This window comes from Brevibacterium antiquum CNRZ 918 (genome assembly GCF_900169145.1).
Classification (GTDB): Bacteria; Actinomycetota; Actinomycetes; order Actinomycetales; family Brevibacteriaceae; genus Brevibacterium; species Brevibacterium koreense.
Genome location: NZ_FXZD01000008.1, coordinates 42,612 through 63,669, shown reverse-complemented (window position 1 = coordinate 63,669; position 21,058 = coordinate 42,612). Strand labels below are relative to the sequence as shown.

The following is a 21,058-nucleotide window of genomic DNA, read 5'->3' as shown; positions in this document are numbered from 1 at the left end:
TCTCAGCCCTCAGCAGGACCGCCTGGTGGTCGGTTCCGCGTTCGTGAGCGGCTCATGAGAAAATGGGGCCATGCCGACCGTTTCGCTTGCTGACATCTCGCCCGCCATTGCTCTCGGACCCCTCGATGGTCGATACCGCAAAGACACCGCTGACCTCGTCGATCACCTCTCCGAGGCGGCCCTGAACCGTAATCGAATCACCGTCGAGGTCGAGTGGTTCATCCACCTCGCCCAGAACTCCGTGATCGACGGCGTCCGTCGTCTCACCGAGCACGAGGTCACCGAACTGCGCAGCTTCGCGGAGAACTTCGATGCTGAGACGATCGCCACCCTCGCCGCCCATGAGGCCGTCACGGTTCACGATGTCAAGGCCGTTGAGTACACAATCAAAGAGGCGCTAGTCGAAATCGGCGCAGACGATCTCAGCGAGCTCGTCCACTTCTGCTGCACCTCCGAGGACATCAACAATCTGTCCTGGGCCCTCGGCATCAAGGGCGCCACCGTTGATGTGTGGCTGCCTCGCGCGAAGGCACTCATCGACTCATTGGCCGATACCGCCTCGGCGCTGGCCGAGGTCCCCATGCTCTCCCACACCCATGGCCAGCCGGCGACGCCGACGACGATGGGCAAGGAGCTCGCGGTGTTCGTCCACCGCCTGCGCCGCCAGTATGAGCGGATCGAGGCAAGCGAGTTCCTCGGCAAGATCAACGGCGCGACCGGCACATACTCGGCCCATCTGGCCGCCGTGCCCAGCGCGGATTGGCCGAAGCTGGCCAAGACCTTCGTCGAAGGCAGCCTGGGGCTGACATTCAACCCGCTGACCACGCAGATCGAATCCCACGACTGGGATGCGGAGCTCTTCGCCGACATCGCACGGTTCAACCGCATCGCCCACAATCTGGCGACGGATATGTGGACCTACATCTCGATGAACTACTTCAAGCAGATCCCCGTCGCCGGCTCCACCGGATCCTCGACGATGCCGCACAAGGTCAACCCGATCCGCTTTGAGAACGCCGAGGCGAACCTCGAGCTCTCCTGCGCACTGCTCGACTCACTCGCGTCGACCCTGGTGACCTCGCGGATGCAGCGAGACCTCACGGACTCGACCTCACAGCGCAACATCGGCGTGTCCTACGGCCACTCGGTGCTGGCGCTGAACAACCTGATCAAGGGCCTCGACAGGCTCGCGATCAACGAGGAGGCGCTGGCCGCCGACCTCGACTCCAACTGGGAGGTCCTCGGCGAGGCGATCCAGTCGGTCATGCGCGCCGCCGGCCTGCAGGGTGTGCCGGGCATGGACAGCCCCTACGAGAAGCTCAAGGAGCTCACTCGCGGCAAGCGCATCACACAGGCCGATCTGCAGTCCTTCGTCGCCGGTCTCGGAGTGCCCGAGGCAGAGACCGAACTGCTCACCGCGCTGACTCCGGCCACCTACGTCGGCGTCGCCGCGCAGCTGGCGCATTCAGAGGTCTCCGACTGGAAGGCTGCGACCGAGTAGAGACAAGAAGCGCTCCTGCCCGACTCGAATCGGACAGGAGCGCTTCGACTCAGGGTGCTCGAGTCGCAGGGTCTTCGAATCTCAGGGCGCTGGGATCTCGAAGTCCTTGGTGTATTCGTCGATCTCCTCGTCCGAGCCGATCACCTTGGCGCCGGCCCGCTGGTACTGCATCTTGTAGGTGTCACGCTTCTCTTCCGGGAAGTAGGCGATCCAACCGGTGTGCTCGCCCCCATCCCGACGGGAAACATCCTCGTAGGGGGAGAATCCGGCTTCGTCCATCTCCTCGGCGATCATACGAGTGTCGTTGTTCCAGTACTCGGCTCCGTCGTCGTAGGAGATCTCGAAGTCGCCCATCGAGACCAGCCCGCCGAATTCCTCGCCGGGAGCAACTGTGACCTGGAGGAGGACGATCTCTCCGCCCTCTTGCGCCACGTCGGCCTTTTCGCTCGACGGAAAGTCGCGCACAGCCGAGACGATTTCGATCGTGTCTCCCATGTCCGGGTCCTCGATGGTCTCACCGATGGTGACTTCGGTCTGCTCAGCCACGGATGCACCAGAGTCTGAGGAGTCCGCAGTCTCATTGGCAGATTCCAGTGCTGTAGGTTCTTGTGTCTCCTCCACCTGAGTCTCGTCAGCCGATGCCTCTTCATCGGTGCCCGGGGAGCAGGCGGTGAAGGTGAGCACGCAGCTGAGTGCGACTGCGCTCGCAAGGAAAGTTCGATTCGATCGTTTCATGACGCTCCTTTCAACAGGATGGGTATCTGAGGGGACCTGAGCCAAACAGATGCAACAACACGATTGAGTCTAGGCAAAAGGGTGAGCAACTCGTGCTTCCGCCTGTGCCAGATCTGCAACGCTCACGTCACCAAGGCGCCGTCGAGGCGCGCAGAACTGAAACTGCCAACGAGAATGCCTGCCGAGCGGACTCAGGCAGGGACCAGCTCGCGATCCTTGTCGACCTCTGCCAAGGGCCGGCCCGCCATATTGCGCGCCAGGAACAGGGTCGGCACGCCGGCCACGACGACGATGACGGTCGCGTAGACCGCCGGCGCAAGCGTGAAACCGGTCGAGCTCATCAGCGCGGTCGCGATCAGCGGTGACAGTCCACCGAAGAGGACCGTGGCCACGTTGTACCCGATCGCCATTCCGGAGAACCGGCTGGTTCCGGTGAACTGCTCGGGCACCATGGCCGCTGCCACAGCACTCCAGCCGGCGGCCGGCACGGCAAGGAACGCAACGCCGAAAATCGCGACTCCGGAGTTCCCATCGGCCAGCAGCGCGTATGCGGGAACGGTGGTGAGGATGAATACGGCCATGAGCACAGCCAGCGTCCTCTTCCGCCCGAACCGGTCAGAGGCGACGCCGAAGAGCGGCGTGATCACGATCGCAACGACGGCCGCGATCGTGCCCAACGCCAAAGATCCGGAGCTCTTCACATGCGCGACCTCTTCGATGTAGGTCGGCACATAGGTGATGTTGAGGAAATAGCTGACCGAACCGATAGACGAGATGAGGAACGCGACGAGGATCGCACGCGGCTGCTGGATGAAGGCGATGATCAGCGGCGAGCGCGTGTGCTTGACCGCTGGCTTCTTCTTCTCTGCGGCCTGCAGGCGTTTGAAGGTGTCGGTCTCCTCCATCATCTTCCGCAGCGGCACCATGATCGCGGCGAGGACAGCACCGAGGATGAACAGGGCTCGCCATCCCCACGAGCTCATCGCGTCGGGGGTCAGCAGGTTGGCCAGCAGGGCACCGGATCCCACTGCTAGCAGGGCACCGACTTCACTGTTGGCCGCGGCCCAGCTGGCTGCGAGACCACGCCTCTTGCTGCCGGCCGACTCCATGAGGAAGACCATGATGCCGGTGTACTCAGCGCCGACCGAGAAGCCCGAGAGGCAGCGGAAGAAGACCATCCCGACCCCGGCCCAGATGCCGATCATGTCGTAGGTCGGCATGATCGCGATACCGAGCATGGCAACGGCCATGAGCACGGCCGAGACGACAAGAGCGGATTTGCGTCCCACCCTGTCGCCGAGGTGACCGAAGACCATCGCACCCAGCGGTCGGAACAGGAACCCGGCGGCCCCGACGCCCAGGGTCAGCAGGAGAGAATCGGTGCGATCGCCGAAGAACTCCTTGGTCAGGATCGTCGCGACGTAGAAGTAGATCGAGAAGTCGTACCACTCGACGATGGTGCCGAAGGCCGCGACCATCATAGATCGCCGGCGCCCCTTCTCCTTCTGCGGGCTGTTGACAGCTGCGGGGTCCGATTGGGCTTGAGATTCGAATTCCGACATCGACGATTCCATTTCTTCAGAAATGCTGCGACAGTTCTTCCCGCTGCGTCAGCTGAGAGCCGACCGTTTGGACTTTACTCCTGACCACCCTACGTCTTCTCGCCCCGTGCAGTCAGTGTCCGCTGCTCCGTTTTTCCGTCTTCACCGGTCCGTTCATCCGTCCGCCTTCGCCCAGGCTCGCCGGATCAGGCTCGCTCGAGCCCGAACAGTGAATCCGTGAATCGATTCCCGAACATCGCCTGCGGATCCAATTGCTCTCGCAGCTCGCCGAAGTCGTCGAAGCGGGGATAGAGGTCGCTCAACTCGGCCGCACCCAGGGTGTGGATCTTGCCCCAGTGCGGCCGACCTTCGTGACGGCGGCAGATCTGTTCGACGACACGGAAGTACTCGGCGAAGTCCTCCTTGATGAACCGGTGCACGGCGATGTACATCGTCTCGCGCCCGTAAGCCGTCGACAGCGGAACGTCGTCGGCGGCCGCGGATCTGACCTCGATCGGGAAGGAGATCTTCCACCCTCTCGACTCGATGGCGTCTCGGATCTCCTGGATCACCTGGGCACCGGCTGCGAAGGGAACCGCGTACTCCATCTCATTGAACCGCACCCTCCGAGGCGTCACGAAGACATCGTGGCCCGGTGCCCGGTAGGTCCTGTCCGAGACCGCAGATTGAGCGATCCGATTGATGTGCGGGACGAGACTGGGCACTGCGGCGCCGAGCTCGACGGCGAGCCGCAGCGCGCCGTTCTCCACCACCTCCTTGTCGAGGAGGTTGAGGAACTGGTTGCGCACCCCCGCCTCGGCGAGGTGACCCGGGCCGATCTCGCCCACACCGACGCGGGTGTTCGTCTTGGTCAGAGCGGTGTCGGTGTGCGGGAACCAGTAGAACTCGAAATGGTCGGCCGCACGCATCCGAGGTTCGAGCTCGGCCAGCAGCTCGTCGATATCCGTCACGACCTCCTCGGCGATGAGGTCGAAGGAAGGCACGCACTGCACCTCGATCTGGGTGACGATGCCCAGCACGCCGAGGCTGACGCGGGCCAGGTCGAAGATCTCCGGTTCACTCGTCGTTGACAGGTGGCCAACGGTGCCGTCGGGTCCCATCAGCGAGAGACCGGTGACGGTTCCGGCGAATCCGGTGAAGCCGAGCCCGGTCCCGTGAGTGCTCGTCGAGATCGCTCCGGCCAGCGCCTGCGGGTTGACGTCGCCTTGGTTGGCTAGGGCCAGTCCGAAGGGCGCCAGCAGGGCCGGGATATCGCGCAGCCGGGTACCCGCGTGGAAGCGCACCCGCCGGCTCACCTCGTCGACGGTGATGATTCCACTGATGTGGTCGAGGTTGATCATCACGTCGTCACCTGCGGCGACGGGGGTGAATGAGTGCCCGGCACCGACGGGCCGGACACGTTGACCGGCCTTGGCCGCGGACTGCAGAACCTCGCTCAGCTCCCCCGCCGAAGTGGGTCTGACGAAGGTGTGCGGATGGGCGTGGACATGGCCCGACCAGTTCCGGAACAGCCTTCGTGTCGTCATCTCGGACCCGCTCACAGCACCCATCCTTGTCCACGATAGGTCGCCCAGGAGTCGATGACTTGCGAACCGGAGATGACGAGGAATTCGTTGAAGTGCTCGGCGAGTTCACCGGCCTTCGCATGCCGGAACCAGACCAGGTCGCCGATGCGAAGGTCCTCCGTGCCGGGTCCGGTGAGTGGAGTCTGGACTTCGCCTGCGCCTTCGAGACCCGCGTATTCGAGTCCCTGGGGCCAGGCGATCGTCGGAACGCGGTCAGCGCCGGGCACGCCCGAGGCGATGAAGCCGCCCTTGAACACCGTGACCCAGCCAGGCCCGGGACGACGCACCACCGGAGTGACGAAGTAGGCGGCCGGCTCGTGCTGGAAGTGGGTGTAGCCGTCGAAGAGCCCCGGGGAGAAGAGCCCGGAGCCCGCGGCCAGTTCTGTCAGTGTGCCTTCGGCGGCGCTGGACTCGAAGGACCCGGTGCCGCCGCCGTTGACGAATTCGAGTTCGGCGAGTTCACGCACCGCGTCGATGACACGTCTGCGCCGCACCCTCAGCTCTGCGATCGAGCATTTCTGCATGGCGCGCACCACAGCCTGCTTAGCCGTTGCCCCGGCATCGGCGGTCCCGGCGATCTGTCCTTCATAGGACATCAGGCCGACGAGGTCGGTCTCGGGACGAGCGATGACATGTGCGGCGAGATCGACGGCAGATGCAGAATCTCGGATCGGCGAGCGCCTGGCCCCGATGTGGACCCGACCGCCCAGCACCCCTTCGCCGAGGCGATACGACGCATCGACATCGAGGCACAAGCGCACCGCCTGTGCGCCACCGGCTGCCGCCACGTCGCTGCGGGCACTGTCGATGATGTCGAGGTGGGTGGGACAGTCGATCATCAGCGTGATGTTCGCCGCGGCCCCCGCCTCGGCGAAGAGCAGCTTCAGGGCGCCCCGATCGACCGTGGGATAGCCGACGAGGATGTCGCGGACTCCACGGGCGTGGAGAGCCAGCGCCTCCGGCAGAGAATAGGCGAAGACACCCGAGTAGCCCGGGTGGGCGAGCGCACGGTCGATTGCAGCGGGAGTGCGCAGCGACTTCGAGGCGACGCGGATCGGCAGGCCCTGTGCGCGCTGGGCCAGTGCGGTGACGTTCGCGTCGAACGCATCCAGGTCCAGGACAGCGGTGGGAGACTCCACCCCACGCAAAGCGTGACGCAGTTCACGTGAAACCATAGAGATACTGTAGCGTAAGTTGGCAGTTCTCCAGGCCGCATTCCACCCACTCACGACGACACGGAGGCATGATGAACACGGACGTCACCAGCACCGTCACGCCCACTTCCGACCTCACCCAGGGCACGGATCGCCTGCGTGAATTCCTCGATACGGACCCCTACGCTGAGGCTTCGGGCAGCGGTGAGCCCCACGTCGGTCCCGACCCATTCACCGGCGCGGAGCAGCCGCGCTTCACCGCCAACACCACCGGTGATGTCGACCGGGCATTCACCTCCGCCCGCATCGCCGGACGCGCCTGGGCCGCCCGGTCCCCCGAGCACCGCTCCCGGGTGCTGCTGCGCCTGCACTCGGCGCTGCGTCGGCATGAGGATCTGCTCCTCGACATCATCCAGTACGAGACCGGCAAGGCTCGCATCCACGCATATGACGAGATCCTCGACACCTACAACGTGTGCCGTCACTACGGGGTCACCACCCCGACCCGTCTGCGCCCGCAACGTCGCCGCGGCGCCGTCCCCGGCCTGACCCGCACCGAGGTCACCCGCACTCCCCTGGGCGTGATCGGGTTCATCACGCCGTGGAACTATCCACTCACTTTGGGCGCAACCGACCTGTTCGCGGCCTTGGCCGCCGGCAACGCGGTCGTGCACAAGCCCGACAGCCAGACGACGCTGACGGCGATCATCATGCGCCGGCTGGCCATCGCGTGCGGTCTGCCCGCCGAGGTGTGGCAGCTCGTTCCCGGACAGCGGGGCGACGTCGGTCCTGCCCTCATGGCCGGTGCCGATGGGCTCTCCTTCACCGGGTCCACGGCCGCTGGGCGCTCGATCGCCGCCGAGGCGGGTCGCGGTCTGCTCCCGACCGCTCTTGAGCTGGGTGGGAAGAATCCGATGCTCGTCCTCTCCGATGCCGATCTCGGTTCCGCCGTCGACGGGGCGGTCCGCGGGTGCTTCTCCTCGGCCGGGCAGCTGTGCCTGTCAATCGAGCGCATCTACGTCCATGAGGACCTGTACTCCGAGTTCTGTGCCCACTTCGCCGAGGCGACCCGGAACCTCGAGCTGAGCGCCGACTACTCCTACGGCCCGGGCATGGGGTCCCTGGCCGGGCCCAAGCAGCTCGCCCGGGTCAGCGAGCACGTCGAGCAGGCACGAGCCAGCGGGGCTCAGGTCATCGCGGGTGGCCGACCGGTGCCGGAACTGGGCCCGTACTTCTATCTGCCGACCGTGCTCACCGATGTCAGTGAGACAGCCGAACTGTTCACCGAGGAGACGTTCGGACCTGTTGTGGCCGTGTATCCGGTGTCCAGCGACGCCGAGGCGATCGCCCGAGCCAATGATTGCGAATACGGTCTCAACGCCAGCGTCTACTCCCAGTCCCAGGGACTCGAGACAGCCCGACAGGTGGAGGCAGGGATGGTCAATGTCAATGAGGCGTACGTGGCGGCCTGGGGCTCGATCGATGCTCCTGCCGGCGGGGTCAAGGCTTCAGGTCTGGGTCACCGGCATGGCGTCGAGGGCCTCTACCAGTTCATGCACACGCACAGCATCGCTGAGCAGCACCTGGTTCCCATTGCCCCGTTCGGCCCGCTTGATCAGTCGCGGTTCGCCCGCACCCTGACCACAGCCTTCGATCTCATGCGTGCCCTGCGAATGAAGTGATTCTCAGCTGCTGGTGAGCGCACACCTCAGTTGAGCGCTGCGAAGAACCTCTTCGCCACCGGCACAGCCGCCTCGGCGCCGAATCCTCCGTCCTCGACGAGGACGGCCACGGCCACGTCGCCCTGATACCCGGCGAACCAGGAGTGGGTGCGCGGCGGGGTCTCATCACCGTATTCGGCGGTACCGGTCTTGCCGTGGACCGGTTCGCCGGGGACGTCGGCCAGCGTGCTGGCGGTGCCTTCGGTCACAGCGCGGCGCATGAGCTCCTGCATCGTCGTGGCTGCGTCGGCGTCGATCATCTGGTCGCTCTCGCTCCCGTCCTCGCTCCCGTCCTCGCTTCCGTCCTCGCTTCCGTCAGGCAGAACGAGGAGCGGACTGACCGTGTCACCCTCGGCCACGGAGGCGGCCATCACCGCCACCGCCAGCGGGCTGGAGACGACCTTGCCCTGACCGATCATCTGCGCCGCGTGTGTCACCGCGTCATCATCGCTGGGAACACTTGCCATCTTCGCACCGATTCCGAGATCGACGTCATCCATGCCCAGGCTCGATGCAGCATTCGCCACATCCGAACCCGAAACCTTCTTCGCGGCATCGACGAATGCGGTGTTGCAGGATTCGGCGAAGTCGTCTTCGAAGGCCACCTCACCCAGGACATGGTCTTCGGCGTTCTTGAAGCTCTTTCCATCAACTGTCGTGGTCTTCGGACAGTCGAGAGTCGTCGTCGCCTCGACTCCTGATTCCAGAAGGGCCAGGCCAGAGGCGACCTTGAATACGGAGCCGGGCGCGTACTGCCCGGTCAGCGCCCGGTCCCAGGCGGCACCTTCCGGATCCTGGTTGGCCACAGCGATGACGTGACCGTCGCTGGGTCGGATCGCCACGAGCGCCGTTGGCTTCTTGCCCGTCGCAGCCGCTTTGTCCGCGGCCTCCTGCACGCCGACGTTGAGTGTCGTGGTGATGTCCTCGCCGTCGTGTTCGGGGAATTCGTGGACGAGGACGGGGTCTCCGCCCGCACTGCCGTCGTCGGCATCGGTGATGATGATCTCTTCGCTGCCCGGCCCGCTCAGCTGTTCGTCGAAGGCCTTCTGCAGTCCGCTCTTGCCCACGACGGACCCACCGGTGAGCTTTCCATCCGATGCCTCGACCTCTTCGGCACTGGCCGCTCCAGCCGTTCCCAGCGTCGGGCCGGCGAAGTCCTTCTTCCGACTCAGCGGCTGGGTGTGCGTGTTGAAAACGGTGCCGGGCAGGGAGTGAATCGTGTCCTTGACGTTCTTGTAGTCGCTCTCGCGCAACGTGATGACGGGAACGAAATGCTCGGGTTCGGCCTTGTCGATGCGCTCCTTGAGCGCCGTGAGATCGATATCGAGTTCGTCCTTGAGAGTGGTGAGAGTGTCCTGCGCGTCTTTGCCACCCTCGTCCTCCGCCTTCTCGAGCTTGGCCGGGTGGATGCCGACATCGATGACCGTGCCCTCGGCCATCAGCTCTTCGTCGCCTTCGCCGAGGATCGCGCCGCGTTCGCCGGGGTGCCTCTTGGAGACGAGGACTCGTCCGTCTTCGAGGTCCGGATGGAGCACCTCGGGGGTGAGCTCCGCGGACCAGAGCAGACCCTTCTTGTGCAGAAGAAGCTCGGAGGTGTACTCCCAGGGGTCATCATCCTGGTTCGTCCACGTCCACGTCAGTTTCGCGACCATATCGTCACCGCGCTTCTCGGTGCCGTTGAGCTCCACCGTGCGCTTCTTCATGCTCTCATCGAGGGCCCCGAGGGCCAGTTCGTGCAGCTTCTTCGCAGTCTTCTTATCGGACCAGACGTTCGATTCGATGGTGGGGCTGTTCAAGTCGGCGGTGGCGTCTTCGGCAGCTGTATCAGCCCGCATCGGCAGTGCGAGGAAGGCGAAGACGCCTGCGCCGGCCAGCAGCACGACGACGATTGTGATGGCCAACCAGGTTCTGAGCTTCTTCGTCATGAGTCAATCATCGATGTAGTTGGCCGGGAAGTCCACTTGCCGGACGGGGATGCCGGAGGGTGGTTCAGGTGTCCTCGGTGAGGACGGTGTATTCGAGCACCGGTCGCCCGGCTGCCCCATACCGGGGCCGGCGGGCGAGCATACCCGCGTCGGCCATGGCCTCCAAGTACCGGCGCGCGGTCACTCGGGAGACACCGAGACCAACGGCGACCTCGGCGGCGGACTGTCCGGGCTTATCGCCGAGGACGGACTTCACTTCGGTCTGCACGGCGTCCGGGACACCTTTGGCGGTCGCGGCCACCGTGTGGGTGCGCAGCGCGGCGATCGCGGTGTCGACGTCGGTCTGGGTGACCTCACCCTCGGTGCTGTCCCCGCCGAGGCTGTTGCGGAAGGAGGAGTACGCCTCAAGTTTGGATTTGAAGATGGGAAATGTGAACGGTTTGATGATGTATTGGGCGACGCCGTAGGACAGCGCCTCCTGCACGATCTGCATGTCCCTGGCGGCGGTGACGGCGATGATGTCGACATCGACGCGGTGACCGCGGATGGCACGGCAGACCTGCAGTCCATGGCCGTCGGGGAGGTTCATGTCGAGGAGTACGAGGTTGATGGCCTCGGCGTCGAGGCCGTAGATCTTTCCGGTCAGAGCAGCCATCGCCTGAGTGGCGTTGTTCGCCACTCCAGCTATGTGATACCCGTCGATGCGGTCAATGTACTTCGCGTGGGCTCGGGCGGCGACTGCCTCGTCCTCAACCACGAGCACACCGATGCTCGACTCAGGCGCAGATGTATCTGACATGCCGCCAGTCTAACTGTCGCCATGACGGGGATCCTGGGGTTTCTGTTCCAGGCTGGGCACATCTCTGGCACAGGTCTGGAAGGCGTCGCGGCGGCAGACAGAACGGGTGGCGCAGCTGTCAAGCCAGGCGCAACCGTCAAACCGGGCTCAGTCGGCGGGCCCAGGCACTAGTCGCAGTCCCTATCTCAGGCGCGTTCGAAGACCGCGGCGATGCCCTGGCCCCCGCCGATGCACATGGTTTCGAGCCCGTAGCGGGCGCCACGGCGCTCCATTTCGCGCAGCAGCGTCGCCAGGATCCGACCTCCGGTCGCACCGACCGGGTGGCCCAAGGAGATTCCGGATCCGTTGACGTTGAGGCGGTCGAAGTCGTCCTTGCCGAAGCCCCATTCCCGGGTCACGGACAGCGCCTGGGCGGCGAAGGCCTCGTTGAGTTCGATGAGGTCGATGTCGGCCAAGCTCAGCCCGGCCTTCTCGAGTGCCTTCGCGGTGGCCGGGACGGGTCCGATGCCCATGGTCTTCGGCGGCACTCCGGCCACGGCCCAGCTGACCAGGCGGCCGAGCGGCTTGAGTCCCTGCGCTTCGGCTGCGGCGCGGGTGGTGACAATGGAAGCAGCAGCTCCATCGTTCTGTCCCGAGGCGTTGCCTGCGGTGACTGTTGCCCCATCATCGCCCTTGCCCAGGATGGGGCGCAGCTTGGCCAGCTTGTCGATGCTGGTATCTGGACGGATGTGCTCATCAGCGTCCACCTGGTGTTCGGCGACCTTCCGGGAGGCGGGGATCGTCACCGGCACGATCTCTTCGGCGAAGCGTCCGTCCTTGGCTGCGGTAGCTGCACGCTGGTGTGAGTTGAATGCGAGCTCGTCCTGCTCATCGCGGCCGATCGAGTACTCGCGGCGCAGGTTCTCTGCGGTCTCGAGCATGCCTCCGGGAACGGGGTAGTTCACTCCGCCCGGAGTGGTGCGGCCCCGGCCCAGGGAGTCGGTGAATTCGGCGTTGCCGCCGCGCACACCCCAGCGGATGGTGTCGTTGTAGAAGGGGGCGTGGGACATCGATTCGACACCACCGGCGATGACGAATTCTCCGTTGCCGGAGCCAACGACCAGTGAGGCGTCGATGACTGCCTGCAGTCCGGAACCGCAGCGGCGGTCGACCTGTTTGCCCGGCACAGTCACGGGCAGGCCCGCGTCGAGCGCAGTGACACGGCCGATGCAGGGAGCCTCGGAGGTGGAGTAGCCCTGCCCCATGATGACATCGGCGACGAGGTCGGGATCGAGTCCGGTTCTGGCGATGAGCTCGCGGACGACGGTGGCGGAGAGTTCGTGGGCGGGGATGTCGCGGAACTGTCCGCCGAATCCTCCGATCGCGGTGCGCAGCGGTTCACAAACGACGATGTCCTGGCCCATGGTTCCTCCACTCGATTTCGCTCACACCGATGACACGTTGTCATCGGCCCGGCATTCCTGCACAGCCTATGCCGGATCCACACGATGGAGAGGAGATGTTTCATTCAGTGGGACATCGCACATCACCCTTGGCCGTCTGCTCGGCCAGGTCAGTCGCGGTCGTCGCACACGATCCGGATCGGCCCCGTGGGCGGGTTGCCGGATGGCTGCTGGTTCGATGAAGGCGACACTGAGGATGGGGGTCCGGACGCCTGGCCGAGCGCACCGGGGTCGAGGTATTCGCGATCGGGCAGCCACACCGTGAGCACAGCACCCTTGAAATCGTCGCAGTCCTCACCGCGGCCCGCCACGTCGACGGCCCCGCCAAGGCGACGGATCGCCTGGACGACCAGAGATAGTCCGACCCCGCGGGTGCCCGTCTCCTGCCGGCCGAGTCCTTTGTCGATCTCGACACCGTCGTGCTTGGTTGACCACCCACGTTCGAAGATCGCGTCGACGTATTCTTCGTCAATGCCCGGGCCGTCGTCGCTGACCTCGATCGTGAAGCCGCCAGCACCGCCTGCACCGCTCAGGTGCACATGCACCCTCTTGTCCTCAGAAAGTACATCTCGCCTGCTCAACGCGTCGAATGCGTTGTCGATGAGATTGCCGAGGATGGTCGCAAGGTCACGGTCGTCCCCGCCGAGGCGGCCCGAGAGTTCCGCTGTATCCACCGTCATATCGATGCCCACCTCGGCGGCTTGGGCGATCTTCGACAGCAGCAGAGCTGAGAGCACGGGGTGGTCGAAGCTCATCTGCCCATCGCCGGTGACCCGGTTGAGGTCGTCGAGGTCCTTGGCCGCGAATTCGATCGCCTCGTCGACATGTCCGGTCTCCAACAGGGAGACGACCATATGGAGTCGGTTGGAGTATTCATGGGTCTGTGCGCGCAGAGAGTCGGAGAACGATCGGACGGAGACGAGTTCACCGGAGAGTTCGGCGAGTTCGGTGTGGTCGCGCATCGTCACGACCCAGGTGTCGCTGGCGGCATCGGTGGGCTGCTGGTTGACGACGAGCACCCGATCGTCGGTGTAGTGGATCTCATCGCGGGCCCACCTGCCAGACGAGAGCAGATCGATGAGGGCATCCGGCAGATTGAGGTCACGCAACGCGATTCCGCCGACCGGTGAGGTCGCCCGGACGGAATCGTCGGTGGCTGCGATCTGCTCACCCGTGGACTCCTCTCCCGTGGCGGGCAGTCCCAGGAGTTCGCGCGCATCGGCGTTGATGAGAACGATGCCCGTCGAGCGATCGACGAGCAGCAGACCTTCCGACACGGCTTTGAGCACCGAAGAGTAGAACTCGAGCATGCTGCGCAGCTCAGTGGCGCCGTAGTTGCCGGTGACTCGGCGCAGGCCGCGGGAAGTCACCCAGGAGGCGGCGATGCCCAGGAGCAGAGTGGTGATGGCGATGCCGATGAGCCAGTTGCCCTGGGCCAAGAAGCCCTCCCGCACCGAATCGGCTGAGTTGCCGACGATGACTGCCCCGACGACGGTATCGGGGCTGATGTCGTCGACGCCGAGATGCTTCGCGAAGACCGGACTGATGACGTACACCGTGCCCCCGCCCGGGCCTCCGTCGTCGAGGAAGCGGACGATGGACTCGCCGTCGGCGACCCGCGAACCGTCGATGGCCGTGGCGAGCTGATCAACGGAGTCATCAGGCACGCCTCCCGAGTTCGAGGACACGATGCTTGCTTCGTTGCGCTCCTGTCGGTTCGACGAACCCAACGACGGTGGGGTGACCAGGTAGTCGAGGGGGGCGACCGCGGCCACATCGAAGTCGTATTCGCTGACGACGTTGTCAAGCATCATCTCGACGTTGCCCTGCGAGCCCTCGTCGATGAAGTTGCCTGGACTGGCCTCACCTGACCCGACAAGGCTCAGCGACATCGACATATTGTCTGCCGCGGAGCGCAGCAGATCCTGCTCGCGCTTCTGGTTCAGCTGGGAGAGCTGGATGTAGAGGAGACTCGTGGTCAGCACCATGATGCCCACGAGCATGATCGAGTTCGCGAACATGATGCGTCCGGCCACGCCGAACTTCATTCGTCGGCTCACACGTGCCACTGGTCCTGACTGTCCTCCTGACAGTCCTCCTGACATTGCGGCACGCTGATCCTGGGGCATGGATCCATTCTGCCACCCGCTGCGCCCACGCCCCGGTCAGCCGCGTGCGGAATGCCCAGGCTCGAGTCAGTCAGAGTCGCAGACTCGAGTCAGTCAGAGTCCGAGGCTGATGGGCCCGGAGGGAACGGCAGAGCACACGAGCACCTCATCGGCGGTGATTCGCGCGGCAGGCTCGACCGGGTAGATGACCGCCCCGGCGGCCAAGGACACGGCGCAGGTGCCGCACGAGCCGCCACGGCAGGAGTTGTCGGCCTGCAATCCGCGGGCCTCCAAAGCCTCGAGCAGGGTTCCCTGCTGCGGTTCCCAGAGGAAGCTGGTCCCCGAATTCTCCAGAGTCACCTCGGCGGGCGGGCACTGGGCGATGGTCTCGTCGACATGTCCGGTGTTCGGGGAGGCGAAGATCTCCTGATGCACAGCCGGGACTCCCGCCTCAGCGCTGGCGTCGAGCACCGCGCGGGTGAAGTCGGCGGGTCCGCAGATCATGACGTTGTCGCAGTCTCTCAGCCAGTCGACGAGCTCGGCGTGGCCTGGTCTGCCCTGGCTCGCGGTGTCATGGTGGTGGGCTTCGACCGGAATCTGCCGAGACCGGGCACGTTTCTGCAGGCGATCCCAGAGGCAGGCCGTCCGGTGGTCTCGGTCGACGTGGAAGAGCTTGACCTTCTCCGTGCCAGACGACTCGGCCCCGCGCATCAGTCCGAGGCTCGGCGTGATGCCGATGCCGGCGGTGACCAGCGCGGTCGTGCCGCCGAAGACGCGGTCGGCGGTCATGGTTCCGTGCGGCCCGGAGGCGAGGATGACCTGCCCGGCTCCGAGCTCGGCGACCGCTCGAGAGCCCTTGCCCTGGGTGCGCACCGCGATCGAAACGATGTCATCGGACACGTCCGTGATCGTATAGGTTCGCCAGAATGGTTCGCTCAGCTCGAGGTGGACGCGCAGGTTGGTGCCGGGTTCGTCGAATTCACGGATCCAGCCCTGATCATCGCGCAAGGAGACCTCGACGATATCGTTGCAGATCTGCTGGCTGCCCAGCACCGTCATGAAGCGCGGAGTCCGCGCAGTCTTGACGAGTTCGCGTGGGGCCTCGCCTTCGATCTCGATCCGATCACCGGTGCTGACCAGTCCGGATTCGAGGATTCGGCCATAGATGCCGCAGTGCAGGTGTCCGCAGGCCGACACCAGGACCCGAGGGACGTTGACGTCGACCTCGGTGGTGGCAGGGTTGACCGTGGTCGCCGGGCAGCGTTCGATCGCCTGGGTGATGGCTAGGCGCACCCCGCCGAGGCGGACGATCTTGCCGATGAGTGCGAACTCTTCGAAGGGGGCGAGTCCGTCGACGAGCACATTGCCGCGGAAGCGCAGTGGGTCGAGTTCGGTTTCGTTAGGCGCCAGGGCCGCCTGCCCGTCGGCGGTCTGGGAGATCGCCGAGACCGTGGCCGGGTTGATGATCGAGACACCTGCGGCCTGCGAGTCGAACATTCCCTGGTCCGCGACACTCAGTGCGCGTGGGAAGTCACCCTGCGGGGGTATGCGTGCAGCGAGGAAATCTGCCGAGGCGGCCCGTGAGTCCTGGTCATCCGTGTGGAACGTCGTGGACTCCCCCGTCGGGGACGTCAGGGTCACGGCCGCCGGCGGATCGGCCGCGGTCGCCATCGAGGGTTCAACCGCCTCGACCTCGGGTGCGGACTGAACAGCGGCTTCGGCAAGGTCGATGGCCACCTGCCATTTCTGCAGGTCGGTGTTGTTCTTGAGCACAGTGAAGGCGGAGTATCTGTGCCAACTGTTGGCAGGGACGTCGAGGCTGCCGTTGGTGAACGCTGCGATGCGGTCGCCGCGGATGCCTCGGTCGGTGCGCACATCCGCCTCGGTGATCTCTTCGGCAGGGAATCCCTTGACGGGGAATCGGAACAGTCTGGCAATGCGCATGATTCGATTGTAGGAGCTTGGCGCCATCGGGTGCCCACGGTGAGACCAATCGCACAATCGCCGGGACTGCGTATACTCTCTTGAACAGTACCCTACAGGGGTATAGAGTATCGTCATGACTGAGCAACATGGATACACCCCGCAGAAGGACGCCCTTGCGAAGCGGATGAAACGGATCGAAGGTCAGGTCCGTGGGATCGGAAAGATGATCGATGACGACAAGTACTGCATCGACATCCTGACCCAGGTCTCCGCAGCAACGGCCGCGCTGCACGCGGTCTCCATCAACCTCCTCGAAGAGCACATCGCTCATTGCGTGGTCGACGCCGCATCCTCAGGGGATGATGACGCCGCCCGCAAGAAGATCGAAGAGGCTTCAGCCGCTATTTCCCGGCTCATCAAGAGCTGAGGACACAGCATCGGCGTACCTGCCGGTTGACACACGAAGACAGGAGACACATCATGCTGACCACCACCATCAATGTCACCGGAATGACCTGCGGCCACTGCGTGGGTGCCGTGAAGGAAGAGCTCGGGGCGCTGCCCGGAGTCACCGAGGTCACCGTCGAGCTCAACGCCGGCGGGGACTCCCCCGTGACCATCACCTCCGAAGGGGTCCTCGACGATGCCGCGATCAGCGCAGCCGTCGATGAAGCCGGCTATGAGGTGAACTGATGTCACGCGAGGTTGATCTCGACATCACGGGAATGACCTGCGCATCGTGCTCGGCGCGCATCGAGAAGAAGCTGACACGCTTGGACGGAGTCAGCGCGGAGGTCAATCTTCCGCTCAATTCCGCCCATGTTGTCGTCGACTCCGAGCTCTCCGACGCGGACCTGACTGCCGCCGTCGAGAAGGCCGGTTACGGGGCCACGGTCACAACCGCCTCGGCGAGCGGACCTGAGATCGTCGACTACGACCCCAGGCATCTGCGGCCGCGGTTCATCGGATCCCTGATTCTTGCCGTGCCGATCGTGGCCGTCTCCATGGTCATGAGCTGGCACTTCACTGGCTGGCAGTGGATCGTCGCGATCCTCGCGCTGCCCGTGGTGACCTGGGGCGCGTGGCCGTTCCACTCCGCAGCATTCAAGGCCGCACGGGGCCGGTCCACGACCATGGACACCCTGGTCAGCGTCGGAATCATCGTCGCCAGCCTCTACTCCTACATCACCTTGGGCCGGGCTGTCGGCGACGGCTACGGCTGGCAGATCCCCGAGGACTATCATGTGTGGTTCGAGGCCGCGGCCGCGATCACGGTGTTCCTGCTCATCGGCAGGCTCACCGAGGACCGGGCGAAGAGCCGGGCCACCGCCGCACTCAAGGCACTGCTCGGACTGGGCGCGAAGTCCGCGAGCGTGCTGCGCGAACGCACTGACGACTCGCCGACCTCGGACGCCGACGCTGCGCACTCCAGCACCGATCATCGGGTGGAGGTCCAGGTCCCGATCGACGAGCTCACCGTCGGCGATGTCTTCATCGTTCGCCCGGGCGAGAAGATCGCCACCGACGGCGAGGTGATCTCCGGTCACTCCGCGATCGACGAAGCGATGCTCACCGGCGAATCCGTTCCGGTCGAGGTCGGACTCGGCGACTCGGTCACCGGCGCCACGATCAACGCCTCGGGCGTGCTCGAGGTCCGAGCCACCCGAGTCGGGGCCGATACGACTCTGGCCGCCATGGCCGATCTGGTCAGCCGCGCGCAGACGGGCAAACCGGCTGTGGCGCGACTGGCCGACCGGATCTCGGCGGTGTTCGTGCCGACCATCTTCGCGATCAGCGCTCTCACACTCCTGGCCTGGGGACTGATCACCGGGGACTGGGCGATGGGCCTGCACGCCGCACTCACGGTCCTCATCATCGCCTGCCCCTGTGCACTGGGCCTGGCCACGCCGACGGCTCTGGCCGTCTCATCCGGACGCGGTTCCCAACTGGGTATCCTCGTGTCCGGACCCGAGGCGCTCGAGTCGACACGTTCGATCGACACCGTCGTCCTCGACAAGACGGGCACCCTGACCACTGGTGTCATGTCCTTGCAGAGGACGCAGCTGGGTGACGAGGACTTCGCGGTTCTGGCTCGTTTGGAGTCACAGAGCGAACACCCCGTGGCCCGCGCTATCGTCGAGGCTTCGATTGCGACGATGGACAAAGTCGCCGAGGCGCCCGGCAGCAGCAGCGCCCCCATCGACCGCTCGGGCATTGAGGGCTTCGATAACATTCCCGGTGGCGGCCTGCGGGCCACGATCGATGGCGCCGAGGTGCTCGCCGGTCGCCCGGATCTGCTCCGGGAGAGCGGGATCGACGTCTCGTTCCCGGCCGAGGATGTGCCCACCGGTGCCACGATCGTCGCCCTGGCCATCGACTCTCAGTTCCGTGGTTTGACCTTCGTCTCAGATGAGATCAAGACCGGTGCCGCCGAGGCGATCGACGAACTGCATACGCTTGGCATCAGCACCGTCCTCCTCACCGGGGACAACGCCCCGGCCGCCGAGGTGGTCGCGGGCAAGCTAGGCATCACCGAGATCCGTGCCGACGTCCGCCCCGAAGGCAAGGTCGCAGTGATCAATGAGCTGCAGGCTCAAGGGCAGGCCGTGGCCATGGTCGGTGACGGCATCAACGATGCCGCGGCCCTGGCCGGTGCCGATCTGGGCATCGCGATGGGATCGGGCACCGATGCGGCGATGGCGGCCTCCGACATCACCATGGTGCGTTCGGATCCGCGTCAGATCCCGCAGGCGATCCGCCTGTCCCGGAAGACTCTGGGGCTGATCAAGGGCAACCTGTTCTGGGCCTTCGCCTACAACACGGCGGCCGTCCCGATCGCCGCGTTCGGTCTGCTCAGCCCGATGATCGCCGGCGCCGCGATGGCGTTCTCCTCAGTGTTCGTCGTCCTCAACAGCTTGCGCCTGCTGCGGTTCAAGTAGAGCGCCTCAGCCCTGGATACGCGACTGCCGGTCGCCCCATTCCAGGTTGCGGAGTTCGAACTTCTGGATCTTGCCGGTCGAGGTCTTGGGCAGAGTCGCGACGATCTCGACCTCGCGCGGGGCCTTGTACTTCGCGATCTGAGTGCGCACATGGTCGATGACCTCAGCCTCGGTGACCGGCTGGCCCTCACGCACGATGATGAATGCCTTCGGCCGTTCGCCCCATCTGTCGTCGGGCACGCCGATGACGGCGACTTCGAGGACTGCCGGGTGCGAGGAGATCGCCTGTTCGATCTCGACGGTCGAGATGTTCTCTCCGCCGGAGACGATGATGTCCTTCGAACGATCGCGCAGTTCGATGTAGCCGTCCTCATGCATCACGCCGAGGTCACCGGAGTGGAACCAGCCGCCCCGGAAGGCCTCCTCGGTGGCTTTCACATCGCGGAAATAGCCCTTCATCACGTTGTTTCCGCGCATGACGATCTCTCCGATCGTCGCGCCATCGGCCGGAACGTCGACGAGTTCGTCCCCTGAATCGATGGTGACGATGCGGGCCTGATCGGCCTGGACCATGCCGACTCCCTGCCGTGCGCGGAGTCTGGCTCTGGACTTGTCATCGAGGCCAGCCCACGAATCCTGCCACTGGCACACCGTGTACGGGCCGTAGGTCTCCGTGAGGCCGTACACGTGCACGATCTCGAAGTTCAACGCCTCCAACTGCCAGATGAGGGTCGGACTCGGCGCGGCACCCGCCATCGTCGCGGTCACCGCCCGATCGAGAGAATGCGCCTGTTCGGCGTTGATGACCGTGCTCATCACGGTCGGAGCACCGTTGAGGTGCGTGACTGCGTGACGGCCGATGAGATCCCAGATCACCTCACCGCGGACTTCCCGCAGGCACACCTGAGTGCCGCCGGCAGCGGCCAACGCCCAGCCCGTGCACCAGCCGTTGCAGTGGAACATGGGCAGCGTCCACAGGTACACGCTGTCGCCGTCGTGTTCGGAGTGGATGACCTCGCCGAGAGCGTTGAGATAGGCGCCCCGGTGCGTATACATCACACCCTTGGGCCGTCCTGTCGTGCCTGAGGTGTAGTTGATCGACAACGTCGCTCGCTCGTCCTCCACGCGCCAGGTGAACTCCTCAGTATCGTCCTTCGCACCAGCCAGGAACTCGTCCAGGCTGGTCACGGCCGGTGAGGACGAATTCGGGCGAGCCACCTCGGCGGAGGTTTCGATCGTTGTGTCCTCGACGTCGACGATGGCCTCGACCGTGTCGAGATCATCGATCACCGGCGAGACGCTGGGCCACAGCTGCGTGTCCACCACCAGCAGCTTCGCCTGGCTGTGGTTGCAGATGTAGCGAACCTCCTCGGGAGCCAGCCGGGTGTTGATCGGCACCAGCACAGCACCGGCCAGCGGCACCGCAAAGGCTGCCATGAGCGCCTCGGGGAGGTTTGGCATGAGGTAGGCGACTCGATCGCCGGGCTCGATGCCCGCCGTGCGCAGAGCATGCGCGCGGGTCTCCACAGCCGCGGCGAGTTCCCGGTACGTCATCTCCTGGTCGTTGTAGACCACGGCGCGCTTGTCGGGAAAGACTTCCGCGGAGCGGCGCAGAAAGGACAGCGGCGTAAGTTCTGTGTTCCACGTCTCCATGGGGAAACCCTACGTCACCGGGGTGAGC

15 protein-coding genes are annotated in these 21,058 nt (G+C 64.9%); 5 read left to right on the top strand and 10 right to left on the bottom strand.

The features are described from left to right. Window positions 1–70: 70 nt before the first annotated feature. The gene (gene purB / locus BANT918_RS12265) at window positions 71–1,501 is read left to right on the top strand and encodes an adenylosuccinate lyase (RefSeq protein ID WP_101620518.1); all 1,431 of its coding nucleotides are present in this window, start codon (window positions 71–73) and stop codon (window positions 1,499–1,501) included. 81 nt (window positions 1,502–1,582) lie between these two features. On the opposite strand, the gene BANT918_RS12260 is transcribed toward purB, so the two are convergent. The 4 genes from BANT918_RS12260 to BANT918_RS12245 all read right to left on the bottom strand — a co-directional run bounded on the left by BANT918_RS12260 (window position 1,583) and on the right by BANT918_RS12245 (window position 6,538). Beyond that, complete coding sequence (locus BANT918_RS12260) at window positions 1,583–2,236, bottom strand: transcriptional regulator (protein ID WP_101620517.1); 654 nt, start codon at window positions 2,234–2,236, stop codon at window positions 1,583–1,585. Window positions 2,237–2,427: 191 nt separating this feature from the next. Beyond that, the gene (locus tag BANT918_RS12255; protein WP_101620516.1) at window positions 2,428–3,798 is read right to left on the bottom strand and encodes an MFS transporter; all 1,371 of its coding nucleotides are present in this window, start codon (window positions 3,796–3,798) and stop codon (window positions 2,428–2,430) included. 185 nt (window positions 3,799–3,983) lie between these two features. Next, window positions 3,984–5,348, bottom strand: a complete 1,365-nt coding sequence (locus BANT918_RS12250) for a D-arabinono-1,4-lactone oxidase (protein ID WP_208618103.1) — start codon at window positions 5,346–5,348, stop codon at window positions 3,984–3,986. Further along, a complete protein-coding gene (locus BANT918_RS12245; protein ID WP_101620515.1) occupies window positions 5,336–6,538 on the bottom strand; it encodes an amino acid deaminase/aldolase in 1,203 nt (400 codons plus the stop codon). Before BANT918_RS12245 ends, BANT918_RS12250 begins: the two co-directional genes overlap by 13 nt. A gap of 71 nt (window positions 6,539–6,609) precedes the next feature. Here BANT918_RS12245 and BANT918_RS12240 point away from each other — a divergent pair, with 71 nt between their 5' ends. Then, complete coding sequence (locus tag BANT918_RS12240) at window positions 6,610–8,199, top strand: succinic semialdehyde dehydrogenase (protein ID WP_233430476.1); 1,590 nt, start codon at window positions 6,610–6,612, stop codon at window positions 8,197–8,199. Window positions 8,200–8,225: 26 nt separating this feature from the next. Here the strand turns inward: BANT918_RS12240 and BANT918_RS12235 are convergent, their stop codons facing one another. From BANT918_RS12235 to BANT918_RS12215, 5 genes are all read right to left on the bottom strand, one after another. Beyond that, window positions 8,226–10,163, bottom strand: a complete 1,938-nt coding sequence (locus tag BANT918_RS12235; RefSeq protein ID WP_101620513.1) for a penicillin-binding transpeptidase domain-containing protein — start codon at window positions 10,161–10,163, stop codon at window positions 8,226–8,228. Between the two features lie 64 nt (window positions 10,164–10,227). Further along, the gene (locus tag BANT918_RS12230; RefSeq protein WP_101620512.1) at window positions 10,228–10,962 is read right to left on the bottom strand and encodes a response regulator; all 735 of its coding nucleotides are present in this window, start codon (window positions 10,960–10,962) and stop codon (window positions 10,228–10,230) included. A 185-nt stretch (window positions 10,963–11,147) separates the two neighbouring features. Then, a complete protein-coding gene (locus tag BANT918_RS12225; protein WP_101620511.1) occupies window positions 11,148–12,365 on the bottom strand; it encodes an acetyl-CoA C-acetyltransferase in 1,218 nt (405 codons plus the stop codon). Between the two features lie 149 nt (window positions 12,366–12,514). Beyond that, complete coding sequence (locus tag BANT918_RS12220; RefSeq protein ID WP_101620510.1) at window positions 12,515–14,533, bottom strand: sensor histidine kinase; 2,019 nt, start codon at window positions 14,531–14,533, stop codon at window positions 12,515–12,517. A gap of 93 nt (window positions 14,534–14,626) precedes the next feature. After that, complete coding sequence (locus BANT918_RS12215; protein ID WP_101620509.1) at window positions 14,627–16,456, bottom strand: MOSC domain-containing protein; 1,830 nt, start codon at window positions 16,454–16,456, stop codon at window positions 14,627–14,629. Between the two features lie 115 nt (window positions 16,457–16,571). Here BANT918_RS12215 and BANT918_RS12210 point away from each other — a divergent pair, with 115 nt between their 5' ends. Genes BANT918_RS12210 through BANT918_RS12200 form a run of 3 tightly spaced genes read left to right on the top strand, consistent with a single transcriptional unit; the run spans window position 16,572 to window position 19,377 of the window. Next, window positions 16,572–16,865 (top strand): metal-sensitive transcriptional regulator, encoded by a 294-nt coding sequence (locus tag BANT918_RS12210; protein ID WP_101620508.1) that lies wholly within the window; start codon window positions 16,572–16,574, stop codon window positions 16,863–16,865. A gap of 53 nt (window positions 16,866–16,918) precedes the next feature. Beyond that, the gene (locus BANT918_RS12205) at window positions 16,919–17,131 is read left to right on the top strand and encodes a heavy-metal-associated domain-containing protein (RefSeq protein WP_180957460.1); all 213 of its coding nucleotides are present in this window, start codon (window positions 16,919–16,921) and stop codon (window positions 17,129–17,131) included. Continuing rightward, on the top strand, window positions 17,131–19,377 hold the full coding sequence (locus tag BANT918_RS12200; protein ID WP_101620507.1) for a heavy metal translocating P-type ATPase: 2,247 nt from the start codon (window positions 17,131–17,133) through the stop codon (window positions 19,375–19,377). The genes BANT918_RS12205 and BANT918_RS12200 overlap by 1 nt, the downstream gene beginning before the upstream one ends. A 6-nt stretch (window positions 19,378–19,383) precedes the next feature. Here BANT918_RS12200 and BANT918_RS12195 read toward each other — a convergent pair whose 3' ends face one another. Then, the gene (locus BANT918_RS12195; RefSeq protein WP_101620506.1) at window positions 19,384–21,030 is read right to left on the bottom strand and encodes a long-chain-fatty-acid--CoA ligase; all 1,647 of its coding nucleotides are present in this window, start codon (window positions 21,028–21,030) and stop codon (window positions 19,384–19,386) included. Window positions 21,031–21,058 lie beyond the last annotated feature (28 nt).